We start from the raw sequence: 14,560 nt of genomic DNA on the forward strand, positions 1-14,560 counted from the left end.
TAGGCTCCCGCCCGTACGCGTTGCCGTACGAGTACGAGGACGTACGCCCCGATACGAGCCGTAGCCGATACGAGCCGTATGCGAGCCGTACGCACAAGCCCTGAGCCGCCACGATCGGGAGACAGCCACATCATGGCCAAGAAGCGCCGACCCCAGACGAAGGCCGCAGGATCACGGGGTGCCACGGGCGACATCCCCGTGGTGAGCGCGCGGGAGCCCTGCCCGTGCGGTTCGGGCCGCCGCTACAAGGCCTGCCACGGCCGGGAGGCCGCTCACGCCGTCACCGAGCTGGTGCAGCGGCCCTTCGAGGGGCTCCCCGGCGAATGCGACTGGGTGGCCCTGCGCGAGCTGGTGCCCGCCGCGACCGTCCGCCTGAACCTCGCCGAGGGGCTGCCCGAGGGCGTGCCGTCGGTCACCCTGGCGACCGTGCTGCCGATGGCCTGGCCCGCGCTGCGCCGGGACAGCGGCGCGGTGCTGGTCGGTCTGCAGAACGACACGGCCTCCGGCGACCTCAGCCGCGATCTCGCCGACACGCTGCGGCGCGCGCTGACCGCCGAGCCCGGTACGCCGGTGTCGGCCCAGCGGGCGCCCGGCGACGGTCCGCGCCTGCAGGATCTGCTCGACCCGAACGGCGCTTTCACGCCGACCCTGCACGAGGGGTTCGAGTTCTGGCTGGAGGACGCCGCGAACGCGACCGGGGAGGTCGCCGCGTCGCTGGAACGGGCCAACGCGGCCGCGATCCCCACCGTCCGGCTCACCGGTGCGGAGGCCGCCTACTGGTGCGAGACGCCGGAGAAGAACCACCTGCGCTGGGTGATGTCCCACCCGGAGGAGAAGCTGCTCGACGCGCTCGCGCGGCTGCATGCGGCGGGGGCGTCCTCACTGGGCGAAGACACCCGTCTGGTGGGCTCTTTCCGGGCTCACGGGCTCACCGTGCCGGTGTGGGACCTGCCCCGCGGCATGGGCGCGGAGGAGGTCGAGAAGCCGGCCGCGGAGCTGGCGGAGCGGCTGGGCGAGGCCCTCGCCTCGGACGAGCCGCTCACCCCCGAACAGCGCCGCGCCCGGGGCGGTCTCACCAACCGTCAGGTGACGCTCAGCTGACGTTCCGGACGGGGTCGGCACGGCGCCCGGACCGCGTGACGCTGCTCACAACTCACCGTTACAGCCTGGAAGTACGCGTCCGGAAATCCGCGATCGAATTTGCTTAGCGCCGATCTCTTGTTACGGTTCTAAAAGCCCGGTCGCTGGTGCATCCCCCGTCGCCAGCGACCGGGCGCTTGCATGTCCGGTACCGGAACGCACGGGTCCGGTACGGACCAACCGGCCGCGGCGCCGCGGGAGTTGCCCCGCCGCAGGCCCCGATCGCCAGCAGGCCCCCGTCGACAGCAGGCCCCGGTCAGCCGCAGGCCCCGGTCAGCCTCAGGCCGCTGAAGATCACCCGAACGCGCGACAACGCGGCGCGGCCCAAGGCCGCGCCGCGTGTGGCGTTCTACCGACGAGACGGCCGGGTCAGTAGGCCAGCCTGCTGCCGCCGTCCGGCGCGCTGCTGCTCGCCTCGACGAGCGCGTCCACCACGGTGGCCACCTCCGGCAGCCAGGGCCGCCCGCGGCGCTGCGGCGCCCGCTCCCAGCGCACCCGGCCAAGACCCGTCTGCGACGGCGGCAGCACCAGATAGCCGCCCTCGCCGTGGAACCGCAGCGAGCTGGGCACCCAGTCCTGGCGGTTGAGCAGCTCGCCCAGTTCTTCGAGGGAGTACGGAGCCACCAGCAGCGACCAGCGGGTGGGCGTGGCGACCACCGGGCCGAGCCGGACGCCCGCCCGGTCGAACGCGGCCAGCGCCCTGGCGCCGGCGACCGCGGGCAGGCTGAGCGCGCACGGGGCCGTGCCGCCGGTGGCCAGGAGGAGCGGCGCACCGGGGCGGTTGCTCCACCACCAGCGCACCATGCGCGGATCGGTGGTGGCCGCGAGGAGAACGGGGTCGAAGGGGTGTCCGCCCGGCACCGCGCAGTCCGGGTCGGGGCAGCCGCACACCCGCGCGCGCCCGCCGCCGGACTGGAGGCCGATTCCCGGCAGGACGGGCCACTGCCACTCGTCGGCGCAGGTGAGCGCCGCGCGGAGCAGCGGCGAGCGTGCGCCGCGCCGCAGCGAGAACTTGCGTCGCCTTCCGAGGATCTCGCGCATGAGCGCTCGTTCCTTTCCGTTAACGCCGAGGGCTGTATCCGTTCGCACTACATGGCACTTCGTGGCACTTCGGCACTTCGTGGCACTTCACATGGCACTACGTGGCGCTGCCGGGCATCGTTCGGCCACTCACAGCACGTGGATCACAAGTCACTGCGCGTACAAGGCAGCGCATCACGCCGCGGGCCGAGCGTGGAACGTGGCGAGGGGTGGCGCGCGCATGGCGCTTACCGTCCTGGGTGGTGCGTTTCCTCGCCACTCGGGGAGGGGCGCGGCCGTTGTGGTCTATGACGCCTGGACCGGCCGCTGGGTTCCGGGGCGGTCCGAACTGCCCCAGTCCCTCTCCGAATGTGTACCCGCCGCGATGGAGACGACGCGCTGTCGAATGACGTCAGTCGACCTCAAATTGGCAGCCTAGCGACTTTTTTTCGGCCAAGTTGAATTCCCCACAGACACTAACAAGACCACCGGGACAATGCTGGACATCGGCTCTCCCGTGCGTGTACATCTGGAGACAGTAGCGGCACAGTAGCGGCGCAGCATGACAGGGGGTTTGCGATGCTATTGAGCAGGCTGGGCGCAGCGGGTGAAGGCAGCGGTCCATGAACTCGCCTCATCCGCCGAAAGTGGCTGGAATCGATTCTTCCCTCCCCGCACCCACGCAAACTGCCGACCCCATCACCCCGCCCCTTGCCGCACAGCCCGGCGAACCGGCGCCCGGTGTCCAGGACCGGCTGGCGGGGTGGGTCTCGGATCTCACGACCCTTCACGAACTCACCGAGCGGCTGATCCACACCAGCGCGCTGGACGACGCGCTGCGGGAACTGCTGCGCGCGGGCGCCGCGCTCGTGGGCGCGCAGCGCGGGCTGGTCGCGCTCGAACCGGCGGACGGGCAGGGCCCGGTGACCACTGTCGGCCTCGGCCTCGGCCGCGCGGACCTCGGCCAGATCGAGACGATCCCCGGCAGCTCCGCGCCCGCGGGCCATCTCCTCGACGGGCTGCCCGAACCGGGCGGCGAGCGGCACCCCGCCGTCGCCCACCCCGACATCCCGGGCGAGGCCGGTCTCCACCCGCGCCACCGCGAGGTCGCCGCCCGCCTCGGCTTCGCCGCCAGCTACGCGGTCCCGCTGGACCCGTTCCCCGGCAACGGCAACGGCCCCGGCAGCGGCCCAGGAATCGGCCCCGGCCCCCATCTCGGGCTCGCCATCGTCCCCGTCCCCGCCCCCGCCGACGCCGCCGAGGACACGCCCCAGGGCGCGGGCGACCGTACGGCTCCGGGCGCGGCGGGGCAGGGCGCCGCGCAGGCCTCCGCCCCGGCCGGTGCCCCCGGCCTGGCGGGCGTGCCCGCCGGGCGGCTCGGCGCGGTCGCCTGGCTCTACGACGAACCGGCCGAACCCGAGGAGCACCAGCGCCATCTGGTGGCCCTGTACTGCCGTTACGCCGCCGCCCACATCACCCGGCTGATCGAGCTGGCCCGCGCCCGCGCCACCGTGGCGACCGTCCGGGAGGAACTGCTGCCCACCCGGCTGCCGCGGCTCCCCGGGGTGCGCCTCGCCGTCCGCCACCGCCCCGGCGCACGGGGCGGCGGGGACTGGTACGACGCGCTGCCGCTGCCGGACGGCGCCCTCGGGCTGTCGGTCGGCGCGGTCACCGGTTCCGGGCCGGGCACCATCGTCGCGATGGGGCGGCTGCGGGCCTCGCTGCGCGCGTACGCCGTGATGGAGGGCGAGGATCCGGTCGCCGTGCTCTCCGATCTGGAACTGCTGCTGCGGCTCACCGAGCCCGCCCGCTCCGCGACCGCCCTGTTCGCCTACTGCGAGCCCGGGGCGCGCCGGGTGGTGCTGGCCGGGGCGGGGCACTGCCCGCCGCTGATCACCGGGGAGCGGCGCACGGAGTTCGTGGAGACCACGCTGTCCGCGCCGCTGGGCATGCTCTCCTGCTGGGAGGCGCCGAGCGTGGAGATCGAGCCCGCCTGCGGAGAAACGCTTTTGTTCTACAGCGACGGGCTGCTCCACCGCACCGGTGAGCCGATGGACCGGGCCTTCGCCCGGCTGCACGCGGCCGCGGCCACCGCCCCCAGGGCGGTGCGCGCCGATCCGGACGCCTTCGCGGACCATGTGCTGCTGACGATGCTCCCCGGCGAAACGGACTCGGCGGCCGGGACCGGCGAGACCGGTGATGCCGTTCGCGGGCCCGCCGCAGAGGACGGTTCGGAGGACGTCGTCCTGCTCGTCGCCCACTTCGAATGAGTCGCCCCCTTCGAATGAGTCGCCCACTTCGAATGATCAGCGGCGCCCCGGACGTCTCCCGGGCGCCGCGGCCCCGGACCTACCATGGGAGAGGTCCAGTTCGAGGAGGATGACGTGACCGAGGAGCCCACTCCTGACGCCCTGGAGACCCCGGAGGCCGAGGAGCAGCCCATCAAGCAGCGGAAGAACGGCCTCTACCCGGGCGTGTCCGACGAGCTTGCCGAGAACATGAAGTCCGGCTGGGCGGACACCGAGCTGCACGACCTGAGCCCCATCGAACAGGCCCCGAACACCGCCCGCCGCCGTGCCGCGCTCTCCGCGCGCTTCCCCGGCGAGCGCCTGGTCATCCCCGCGGGCAACCTCCGCACCCGCTCCAACGACACGGAGTACAGCTTCCGCGCCGCCACCGAGTACGCGTACCTCACCGGCGACCAGACGGAGAACGGCGTCCTGGTGCTGGAGCCGGACGCGGGCGAGGGCCACAAGGCGACGGTGTACCTCCTGCCCCGCTCCGACCGGGACAACGGCGAGTTCTGGCTGGACGGCCAGGGCGAGCTGTGGGTCGGGCGGCGGCACAGCCTCGGCGAGGCCGAGCGGCTGCTGGGGCTGCCCGCCCAGGACGTGCGCGAGCTGGCCGACCAGCTCGGCGCCGCGACCGGCCCGGTGCGCGTCGTACGCGGCCATGACGCGGGGATCGAGTCGGCGCTGACCGACAAGGTCACCGCCGAGCGCGACGAGGAGCTGCGGGTCTTCCTCAGCGAGCAGCGCCTGGTCAAGGACGAGTTCGAGATCGCCCAGCTGCAGTCCGCCGTCGACTCGACCGTGCGGGGCTTCGAGGACGTCGTGAAGGTCCTCGACAAGGCGGAGGCGACCTCGGAGCGCTACATCGAGGGGACGTTCTTCCTGCGCGCCCGCGTCGAGGGGAACGACGTCGGCTACGGCTCGATCTGCGCCTCCGGTCCGCACGCCACCACCCTCCACTGGGTGCGCAACGACGGCCCGGTCCGCTCCGGCGATCTGCTGCTCCTCGACGCCGGGGTCGAGACGACCACGCTCTACACCGCGGACGTCACCCGCACCCTGCCGGTCAACGGCGGCTACACCCCGCTCCAGCGGAAGATCTACGACGCGGTGTACGAGGCGCAGGAGGCGGGCATCGCGGCGGTCAAGCCGGGCGCGAAGTACCGCGACTTCCACGACGCCGCCCAGCGCGTCCTGGCCACCAAGCTCGTCGAATGGGGCTTGGTCGAGGGCCCGGTCGAGCGCGTCCTGGAGCTGGGGCTGCAGCGCCGCTGGACGCTGCACGGCACCGGTCACATGCTCGGCCTGGACGTGCACGACTGCGCCGTGGCCCGCACCGAGACCTATGTGGCGGGCACGCTGGAGCCCGGCATGTGCCTCACCGTCGAGCCGGGCCTCTACTTCCAGCCGGACGACCTGACCGTGCCCGAGGAGTACCGGGGCATCGGCGTCCGGATCGAGGACGACATCCTGGTGACGGAGGACGGCAACCGCAATCTGTCGGCGGCGCTTCCGAGGTCCGCCGATGACGTCGAGGCGTGGATGGCGCGGATCGTCGCGCAGCGCGGCTGAGACAGGGCGGAAGCGGCTCAGACAAGACGGAATGAGAGCGGGGGAGCGTCGGAAGACGCTCCCCCGCTCTCGGTCGATCCGGCAGAGGCCCTGTGGTCAGTGATCTGCATCTGGAGCTGGCCGGGGCGGGCGGCCGCCGGGCCGCCCTGATCCGCGCGCTGCGGGACGCCGTCCGGGGCGGACGGCTCGCCCCCGGCACCCGGCTGCCGCCCTACCGTTCGCTCGCCGCCGACCTCGGCATCGCCCGCAACACGGTCGCGGACGCGTACGCGGAGCTGGTCGCCGAGGGCTGGCTCACCGCCCGCCAGGGGTCGGGGACGCGCGTGGCGCCCCGGGCCGACCCTCCCCCGCCCCGGCGTACCGGCGCACCCGCGACCCAACGGGAAAGCGCCCCGCGCCCCGTCCACAACCTGCTCCAGGGCCAGCCGGACGCCGCCGCCTTCCCGCGCACCGCCTGGCTGGCCTCGGCCCGGCGCGCCCTGACCGCCGCGCCCAGCGAGGCGTTCGGCCCCGGCGATCCGTACGGCCGCCCGGAGCTGCGCCGCGCCCTGGCCGACTACCTCTCCCGGGCCCGGGGGGTGCGGACCGGCCCGGACCGGATCGTGATCTGCTCGGGCTTCGCGCACGCCCTGCGGCTGCTGAGCGGAACCAGCGCGCTGCGCCGCACGGTGGCCGTCGAGGCGTACGGCCTGGGCTTTCACCGTTCGCTGCTGGCCGACGCCGGAATCCGGACGGTGCCGCTCCCGCTGGACGAGCACGGCGCCCGCACCGAGGAGCTGGCCACCCGCCGGGATCTGCGGGGCGTGACGACGGTGCTGCTCACCCCCGCCCACCAGTTCCCGACCGGCGGGCCGCTGCGTCCGGAGCGGCGGGCCACGGCCGTCGACTGGGCGCGGGCGGGCGGCGGGCTGATCGTGGAGGACGACTACGACGGGGAGTTCCGCTACGACCGCCGCCCGGTCGGCGCCGTCCAGGGCCTCGACCCCGAGCGTGTGCTGTACGTCGGATCGGTCAGCAAGAGCCTGTCGCCCGCGCTGCGGCTGGGCTGGATGGTCCTTCCGGACGCGCTGGTGGACGAGGTGCTGGCCGCCAAGGGAGAGCGCGAGGCCTGGGCGAGCGCCCTTGATCAGCTGACCCTCGCGGACTTCCTGGAGTCCGGCGGCTACGACCGCCACGTACGCCGGGCGCGCCAGCGCTACCGGCGGCGCCGCGACCAGCTGGTGGCCGCGCTCGCCGAGCGCGCCCCGCACGTACGGGTCTCCGGCATCGCCGCCGGGCTGCACGCGGTTCTCGCGCTGCCGCCCGGAACCGAGCGCTCCGCCGTACGGGCCGCCGCCCGCCAGGGGCTCGCCCTGGACGGGCTGGCCGCCTTCCGCCACCCCGACGCCACGGGCCCGGCCCACGACGGCCTGGTCGTGGGCTATGCCGCCCCGCCCGACCACGCGTTCGCGGAGGCGCTGGACGCGCTGTGCCGGGCGCTGCCGCCCGGTGCAGTCCCCCGGTGAAAGCCCCCCGGTGAAAAAGTGCCCCGGTGAGGAGTGACGCGCGACTACGACGCCCTGAGCAGGGAGTCCTCGCGCCACTTGAGGATCTTGTCGAAACTCACCACCACCCCACCGCGACCGGGCCGGTCGCGGTAGCGGACGTGATCGGTGAGCGCTTCGATGAGAAAGAGCCCCCGTCCGTGCTCCGCGTGCGCGGGAGCCGGACTGTGCGGGTGCTGCGGCCTCGGCGCCGACGCCGGACGCCGCTCACTCCGGGTGCGCGATTCGCGGCGCACGGTGCCACGGCCGGAGAAGCCGGGGCCCGAGTCGGTGACCTCGATACGGCAGGTGTCGCCGTCGATGAAGGCCGTGACCCGGTAGTCCCCGCCCGTACCGTCGCTGCCGCCGTGCTCCACCGCGTTCGCGCATGCCTCGGAAAGGGCGACCGACAGGTCGTAGGAGATTTCCGGATCGACTCCGGCCGTCTCCATGGTGCCGAGGAGCAGTCGTCGTGCGAGCGGAACGCTCGCCGCCTCGCGGGGCAAATGGAGTGACCACCAGATGCTCATGCTCCAGCCTCCCGGCCGCGGCTCGACATACCGTTACGTATTGCCTGGGTCCATGGTCCGTAAGCGTCCGATTGACGTGACTCCGCTCATTCGGCGGACGCGCGCGGTAGGCGCACCGGTGTATAGGCCTGTCCGGGTGTGCGCCGGTACGCCCTACCCGCCGTAGGGAACGCGTTTACCCAGTGGGATGATGGCGCGGCCATGGCTTCCCCTGTCGCCCGTGCGGGTGCCGATCTGCGCATGCTGCGGGCCGCGGTGTTCACCGCGGTCTGTGTTGTGCTGTCCGCGGCGGGGCACGTCCTGGCGTCCTGTACGGCCGTGCCGCTGTGGACGCTCGGCGCGGGGGCCGCGGCGGTGTTCGCGGTCGTCCTGCCGCTGGCCGGGCGGGAGCGGTCGCTGCCCGGGATCGCGGCGGTGCTGGCCCTGGGCCAGCTCGCGCTGCACAGCCTCTTCAGCTACGGACAGCAGGCGGTCGCCGCCGCGGAAGCCGCCCACCGCGCGGACGCCGCCGACGGCCGCGTCATCGGCATGGCGGCGAAGCTGCTGTGCACCACGCTCCCCGGCCGCCTCGACGCGGCCACGGCGCACCGGATCGTCGCCCGGTCGGGCATCGACCCGGGGTCCCTGCACTCCGCCCAGCCCACTGCGGCGACCGGCCCCGAGCACCACACGGGCCTCACCGCCCTGCTGCCGTCGCTGCCGATGACCCTGGGCCATCTGCTGGCCGCCCTCGCCGTCGGCTGGCTGCTGCGGCGCGGCGAGCGGGCCGTGTGGCGGGCGGTACGGCTGTCGCTGGACGGGGCGCGCGGGGTCGCGGAAGCCGCGCTCGTACGCTCCCTGCGCGCCGCCCTGGGGCTCGTACGGACGCTGCTCACCGGGCTCCTGGACACCGCGTCCGGCACCGGGCCGCCCGGCCCGCGCCCGGACGGGGCGGACGAGCGCGGGACGACCTCCGTCGTCCTCCAGCACAGCGTGATCCGGCGGGGACCGCCGCGCTACGACCTCGCGGCCTGACGCGACACTCCTCCAGCGGGACCGGAGGGTGGCCGCGACGATGCCGCACGCGCGCCGACCCCCACCGATCACTCCTCATCTGGAGCGTTTGACATGAACGCCATGCGTCTACGCCGTCTGCCGGTTCTCGGAGGCCTCACCGCGGGTGCCCTGCTGCTCGCCGCGGGCCCCGCCTTCGCGCACGTCACCGTGCAGCCGGAGCAGGCCGAGAAGGGCGGCTACAGCACCGTCGACTTCAAGGTGCCCAACGAGCGGGACGACTCCTCGACCGTCAAGCTCGAGGTCAATCTGCCCACCGACCATCCGCTCGCCTCCGTGATGCCCCAGCCGGTGCCCGGCTGGGACGTGAAGGTCACCAAGTCCAAGCTGGACAAGCCGATCGAGACCAGCGACGGCAAGGTGACCGAGGCGGTCACCAAGATCACCTGGACCGGCGGCAAGATCGAGCCGGGCATGTTCCAGCAGTTCCCGGTCTCGGTCGGCCCGCTGCCGAAGGACGCCGACCAGATCGCCTTCAAGGCCCTTCAGACGTACGACGACAAGCAGGTCGTGCGCTGGATCGAGGAGCCCAAGGAGGGCGCGCCCGAGCCCGAGAACCCGGCGCCGGTCCTCAAGCTCACCGACGCGGCCGGGGGCGGCGCGCACGGGCACGGCTCCGCGAGCGCGGACAGCGCCAAGAAGACCACGGCGTCCGGCTCCGGCACCGCGAAGACCGCCTCCGCGTCCGACGGCGACGGCACCGACACCACCGCCCGGGTGCTCGGCATCGCGGGCATCGTCATCGGCGTCGCCGGAGTCGCCTTCGGCGTGCTCGCGGGCCGCCGCCGCTCCGCCTGACCCGCCCCGACCCCGCGTGGCGGTACGGCGTATCCGCGCGCCCCGACCCGGCGCGGGCGGCACGCCGTACCGCACCACCGATCCAACGATCTCTTTTGGAGAACAGCTCCATGCGCACCAAGATCCTGGGCTCCGCCCTCGTCGCCGCCGCCGCGCTCACCCTCACCGCCTGCGGCGGCTCCGGCGAGGGAGGAGACAAAGGGGACAGCGCCGCCAGCGTCTCGGGCGGCCAGAAGACGGGACAGGCGATCGTCCTGAACAACGACGCCAAGGCCAAGCCCGACCTCGTCCTCACCGACACCGAGGGCAAGAAGTACGACCTGCTCAAGGAGACCAAGGGCCGCCCGACCCTGGTCTTCTTCGGCTACACCCACTGCCCGGACGTCTGCCCGCTGACCATGAGCAACCTCGGCATCGCCGTCTCCAAGCTGTCCAAGGCGGAGCGGGAGAAGCTGCGGGTCGTGTTCGTCACCACCGACCCGGAGCGCGACACCCCCGAGCGGATGCGCAAGTGGCTGGACGCCCAGGGCGGTAAGGACTTCGTCGGGCTGACCGGCGACTTCGACACCATCGAGGCCGGGGCCAGGCCGCTCGGCATCTTCATCGAGAAGCCGAAGAAGCAGAAGGACGGCAGCCTCACCGTCAACCACGGCGCCCAGGTGCTGGGGTTCTCGCCCAAGGACGACAAGGGGCACTGGATCTACACCACGTCGACCTCGCCCCAGCAGTACGCCAAGGACCTCCCGAAGATCATCAAGGGGGAGAACCCGTGATCACCCGGCACCGGGCCGCCGCCGCGGCCGCCCTCGCCCTCGGACTGACCGGCACGCTCACCGCCTGCGGCGACGACGGCGGGGGCCGCCCCGAGCTGTCCGTCGGAGGCGCGTACATCCCGCGCCCCGCGATGTCCGACATGGCGGCGGGCTTCCTGACCGTGACGAACAAGGGGGGCGGCGAGGACAAGCTGACGTCCATCACCACCCCGCTCGCCCGCGACGTCACCCTGCACACCACCAAGGGCACCCAGATGAGGCAGGTCGGCTCGCTCGACGTGCCCGCGAACGGCGAACTGAAGCTGACCAGCGGGGGCGATCATCTGATGCTGACAAAACTGGTCCACCGGCCGAAGCTCGGTGAGAAGGTCGAATTCACCCTGCACTTCGCCACCTCCGACCCCATCAAGATCAAAGTCCCGGTCGAGCCGATGACGTACCGTCCCAAGGACTGACAGCCGATGCCCTCGCTGACCTCCCCGACCGCCCGGCCCCGGATCTCCGTCACCGCGCGGCGGCTGCTGTCGGTCCTCGGCACACTGCTCGCCGCGCTGCTGTGCGCGCTGAGCTTCGGCGCCGGGCCCGCGTCCGCGCACGCCGCGCTGACCTCCACCAGCCCCGGCGAGGGCTCGGTGGTGAAGTCCGCGCCGTCGGACGTCAGGCTCACCTTCACCGAGGGCGTGCTGCTCGGCCGGGACGCGGTGCGCGTCCTCGACCCCAAGGGCAAGCGCGTGGACACCGGGAAGACGGCCCATGTGAACGGCCAGTCGTCGACCGCGGCGGTCGCGCTGCGCCCCGGGCTGCCGGACGGCACGTACACGGTGGCATGGAAGGCGGTCTCGGAGGACAGCCACCCGGTGAGCGGCGCGTTCACCTTCTCCATCGGCGCCCCGTCCAAGACGTCGGTCAAGGCGCCGAGCGGCGAGAGCGGCGACAGCACCGTCACGGCGCTGTACGGCATCGGGCGGTACGCCGCCTACGGCGGGTTCGCGGCGCTGGTCGGCGCTTGCGTGTTCGCCGGGGTGTGCCGGTCCTCCCGCCCGGTCCGGAAGATCGCGGTCGGCGGCTGGGCGACGCTCTTCGGCGCCACCCTGACGCTGTTGCTGCTGCGCGGCCCCTACGCCAACTCCGAGGGGCTCGGCGCGGTCCTCGACCTCGGCTCGCTCGGCGACGCCCTCGACACCAAGCCGGGCGCGGCGCTGATGTCCCGGCTGCTGCTGCTCGGCGTGGCGGCGATCTTCCTGGCCGTGCTCTTCGGCTCGTACACCCGTCACACCGACGCGGCGGAGGAGGACGCCCGGCGCCGCCGTGACCTCGCGTTCGGGCTGGGCGTCGGCGGCGTCGTCGTCACGGTGGGCCTCGCCGCGACCTGGGCGATGGCCGAGCACGCCTCGGTCGGCATCCAGCGGCAGCTGGCCATGCCGGTCGACGTGATCCACCTGGTCGCGGTGGGGGTGTGGCTGGGCGGTCTTGCCTCGCTCGCGGTGACGCTCCGCGCGGGCGTGCCGATCGAGCGGGCGGCCGTGGCCCGCTTCTCCCGGCTCGCCTTCGGGTCCGTGGTCGCCCTGGTTCTCACCGGGCTGTACCAGTCGTGGCGGCAGGTCGGCTCCTGGAAGGCACTGACCGGTACGGATTACGGGCGGTGGCTGCTGGTCAAGGTGGCCCTGGTCGCGGTGCTCGTCGGTATCGCCGCCGTCTCGCGCCGCTGGACCGGCCGTCTCACGGACACCGTGAGCGCGGAGAAGGCGGAGGTCTCGGCGGAAGCGGAGGTCAAGACCGAGGCCAAGGCGGAGGTGAAGGAGCCGGTCCGTACCGGCGCCGCGAGTGCCGACTCCGGTGCGGAGGCCGGGGACAAGGCCGGGGACGGTGGCGGGGACGCGGACGACCCCGCCCGCACCTCCCAGGGCGACGCGGACGACCCCGTCCGCACCGCGCAGCTCGCCCGGCAGCGGGCGGCCAAGGACAAGACCGCCGCCCAGCGGGAGCGCGACGCCGACCCGCAGCGCAGCGGACTGCGCCGCTCCGTGATCGCCGAGACCGTCGTGGCGGCCGTGCTGCTCGCGGTGACCACCGTGCTGAGCGGCACCCAGCCGGGCCGGGCGGAGACCGGGAAGCCCGCGGCCGAGGCCGTGGACACCGGCGGGCTGAACGTCGACCCGATCAGCGTGTCGATCCCGTACGACACCGGCTCCAAGAGCGGCCGCGGCAAGGCCATCGTCATGCTCGACCCGGCGCTGCCCGGCGACAACGCCGTCAACGTCTTCATCAGCGACTTCGCCGACCGGCCGATCGAGGTGCCGGAAGTGAAGCTCTCCCTGACCCTCAAGCAGCAGGGCATCGGCCCGCTGTCGGTCCCCCTCAAGCAGCGGTCCACCGGACACTGGAACGCCGAGGGCGTACAGCTCCCCATGGCCGGGAAGTGGCTGCTCTCCATGACCGTACGGACCTCCGACATCGACCAGGTGACGGAGACCAGGAACGTGAAGATCGCGCAATGAGCACTCAGCACGCCTCGAAAGCCCCCGAAACCTCTCAGAACCAGAACCAGGACCAGGACCAGCGCACCGACCCCGCCGGGGTGTCCCGGCGCCGTCTGCTGGGCTCGGCCGGCGCCGCGGGCGCGGCCGGGCTCGTCGTCGGCGGTGCGGCCGGTGCGTACGCCGCGGAGGCGACCCGGAACACGCCCCGGCCGCTCAGCTCGGTCGGCTCGACGGCCGTCTCCTTCCACGGCGAGCGCCAGGCGGGGATCACCACCCCGCTGCAGGCCCACGGCCATCTCATCGCCTTCGACCTGGCGCCCGGCGCGACCCGTAAGAAGGCCGCCGCGCTGCTGCGCCGGTGGTCGCGGACGGCGCGCGAGCTGACCGAGGGCAAGGCGCCGCCGGACGACACGGGCATCGCGCTCGACGCCGGACCGTCGTCCCTCACGGTCACCTTCGGCTTCGGCCGTACCTTCTTCGCCAAGGCGGGGCTGAAGGACCAGCTCCCGGAGGCTCTCGCTCCGCTGCCCGACTTCGCCTCGGACGCCCTCGACGCGAAGCGCAGCAACGGCGATCTGTGGATCCAGATCGGCGCCAATGACGGGCTCGTCGCCTTCCACGCGCTGCGCGCGCTGCAGCGGGAGGCCGGGGACGTGGCGCGGCTGCGCTGGCAGATGAACGGCTTCAACCGCACCCCCGGGGCCACCGGCCGCCCCATGACCATGCGCAATCTGATGGGCCAGGTCGACGGCACGAACAACCCGAAGCCGGAGGAGCCCGACTACGAGCGGCGGATCTTCGTACCGGACAAGGGGGAACCGGCCTGGATGGCGGGCGGTTCCTACGCCGTGGTGCGCCGCGTCCGGATGCTGCTCGACTCCTGGGACAACCTGTCCCAGGAGCGGCAGGAGAAGGTCATCGGCCGCCGCAAGTCGGACGGCGCCCCGCTGTCCGGCGGCACCGAGACGACCCCGGTACGGCTCGACAAGCTGGGCGCGGACGGCGGGCTGGCCATCGGGGGCGCCGCCCACGTACGGGTCGCGGCCCCCGAGTCCAACCAGGGCGCGGCGATGCTGCGCCGCCCGTTCTCGTACCACGACGGCTTCCGCGACGACGGGGCGCCGGACGCGGGGCTGCTGTTCATCGCGTGGCAGGCGGATCCGATGAAGGGGTTCGTACCGGTGCAGCGGAAGCTGGACCTCGGGGACGATCTGTCCCGGTTCCTGCGGCACGAGGCCAGCGCGCTCTTCGCGGTGCCGGGCGGCTGCGCGCCGGACGAGTACGTGGGTCAGGCACTCTTGGAAGGGTGAGCGAGGGATGAACGGCCTCACCCCAGGCCGCCGCTGGGTATCGTGGCGGCTCTCATACGATCACAGGGAG

General features: G+C 73.1%; 12 protein-coding genes. 10 read left to right on the plus strand and 2 right to left on the minus strand.

Going from position 1 to position 14,560, the window contains the following annotated elements:
* The first annotated feature begins 132 nt into the window (after window positions 1–132).
* Window positions 133–1,101 carry a DUF5926 family protein gene (locus tag ACFV9T_RS22775; RefSeq protein ID WP_385443195.1) on the plus strand — a complete coding sequence of 323 codons (969 nt, stop codon included), beginning with the start codon at window positions 133–135 and terminating at the stop codon, window positions 1,099–1,101.
* A gap of 408 nt (window positions 1,102–1,509) precedes the next feature.
* On the opposite strand, the gene ACFV9T_RS22780 is transcribed toward ACFV9T_RS22775, so the two are convergent.
* Window positions 1,510–2,181, minus strand: coding sequence for a bifunctional DNA primase/polymerase (locus ACFV9T_RS22780; RefSeq protein WP_385443197.1), 672 nt, complete (start codon window positions 2,179–2,181; stop codon window positions 1,510–1,512).
* Window positions 2,182–2,783: 602 nt separating this feature from the next.
* Here ACFV9T_RS22780 and ACFV9T_RS22785 point away from each other — a divergent pair.
* The 3 genes from ACFV9T_RS22785 (at window position 2,784) to ACFV9T_RS22795 (ending at window position 7,528) form a co-directional block, all read left to right on the plus strand.
* Window positions 2,784–4,430, plus strand: a complete 1,647-nt coding sequence (locus ACFV9T_RS22785) for a SpoIIE family protein phosphatase (protein WP_385443199.1) — start codon at window positions 2,784–2,786, stop codon at window positions 4,428–4,430.
* An 84-nt stretch (window positions 4,431–4,514) separates the two neighbouring features.
* Window positions 4,515–6,023, plus strand: coding sequence for an aminopeptidase P family protein (locus tag ACFV9T_RS22790; protein WP_385443201.1), 1,509 nt, complete (start codon window positions 4,515–4,517; stop codon window positions 6,021–6,023).
* 92 nt (window positions 6,024–6,115) lie between these two features.
* A complete protein-coding gene (locus ACFV9T_RS22795; protein ID WP_385443204.1) occupies window positions 6,116–7,528 on the plus strand; it encodes a PLP-dependent aminotransferase family protein in 1,413 nt (470 codons plus the stop codon).
* A 44-nt stretch (window positions 7,529–7,572) separates the two neighbouring features.
* Here ACFV9T_RS22795 and ACFV9T_RS22800 read toward each other — a convergent pair whose 3' ends face one another.
* On the minus strand, window positions 7,573–8,076 hold the full coding sequence (locus tag ACFV9T_RS22800) for an ATP-binding protein (protein ID WP_385443206.1): 504 nt from the start codon (window positions 8,074–8,076) through the stop codon (window positions 7,573–7,575).
* A 201-nt stretch (window positions 8,077–8,277) separates the two neighbouring features.
* Here ACFV9T_RS22800 and ACFV9T_RS22805 point away from each other — a divergent pair, with 201 nt between their 5' ends.
* From ACFV9T_RS22805 to efeB, 6 genes are all read left to right on the plus strand, one after another.
* Complete coding sequence (locus tag ACFV9T_RS22805; protein WP_385443209.1) at window positions 8,278–9,090, plus strand: hypothetical protein; 813 nt, start codon at window positions 8,278–8,280, stop codon at window positions 9,088–9,090.
* A 93-nt stretch (window positions 9,091–9,183) separates the two neighbouring features.
* Complete coding sequence (locus tag ACFV9T_RS22810) at window positions 9,184–9,927, plus strand: YcnI family protein (RefSeq protein ID WP_385443212.1); 744 nt, start codon at window positions 9,184–9,186, stop codon at window positions 9,925–9,927.
* Between the two features lie 110 nt (window positions 9,928–10,037).
* Window positions 10,038–10,700, plus strand: coding sequence for an SCO family protein (locus tag ACFV9T_RS22815; RefSeq protein WP_385443214.1), 663 nt, complete (start codon window positions 10,038–10,040; stop codon window positions 10,698–10,700).
* Window positions 10,697–11,155 carry a copper chaperone PCu(A)C gene (locus tag ACFV9T_RS22820; RefSeq protein WP_385443217.1) on the plus strand — a complete coding sequence of 153 codons (459 nt, stop codon included), beginning with the start codon at window positions 10,697–10,699 and terminating at the stop codon, window positions 11,153–11,155. The genes ACFV9T_RS22815 and ACFV9T_RS22820 overlap by 4 nt, the downstream gene beginning before the upstream one ends.
* A gap of 6 nt (window positions 11,156–11,161) precedes the next feature.
* On the plus strand, window positions 11,162–13,198 hold the full coding sequence (locus ACFV9T_RS22825) for a copper resistance CopC/CopD family protein (RefSeq protein ID WP_385443218.1): 2,037 nt from the start codon (window positions 11,162–11,164) through the stop codon (window positions 13,196–13,198).
* The gene (efeB, locus tag ACFV9T_RS22830; protein ID WP_385443220.1) at window positions 13,195–14,490 is read left to right on the plus strand and encodes an iron uptake transporter deferrochelatase/peroxidase subunit; all 1,296 of its coding nucleotides are present in this window, start codon (window positions 13,195–13,197) and stop codon (window positions 14,488–14,490) included. Before ACFV9T_RS22825 ends, efeB begins: the two co-directional genes overlap by 4 nt.
* Window positions 14,491–14,560: the final 70 nt, after the last annotated feature.

This window comes from Streptomyces sp. NPDC059850, assembly GCF_042731515.1.
GTDB lineage: Bacteria > Actinomycetota > Actinomycetes > Streptomycetales > Streptomycetaceae > Streptomyces.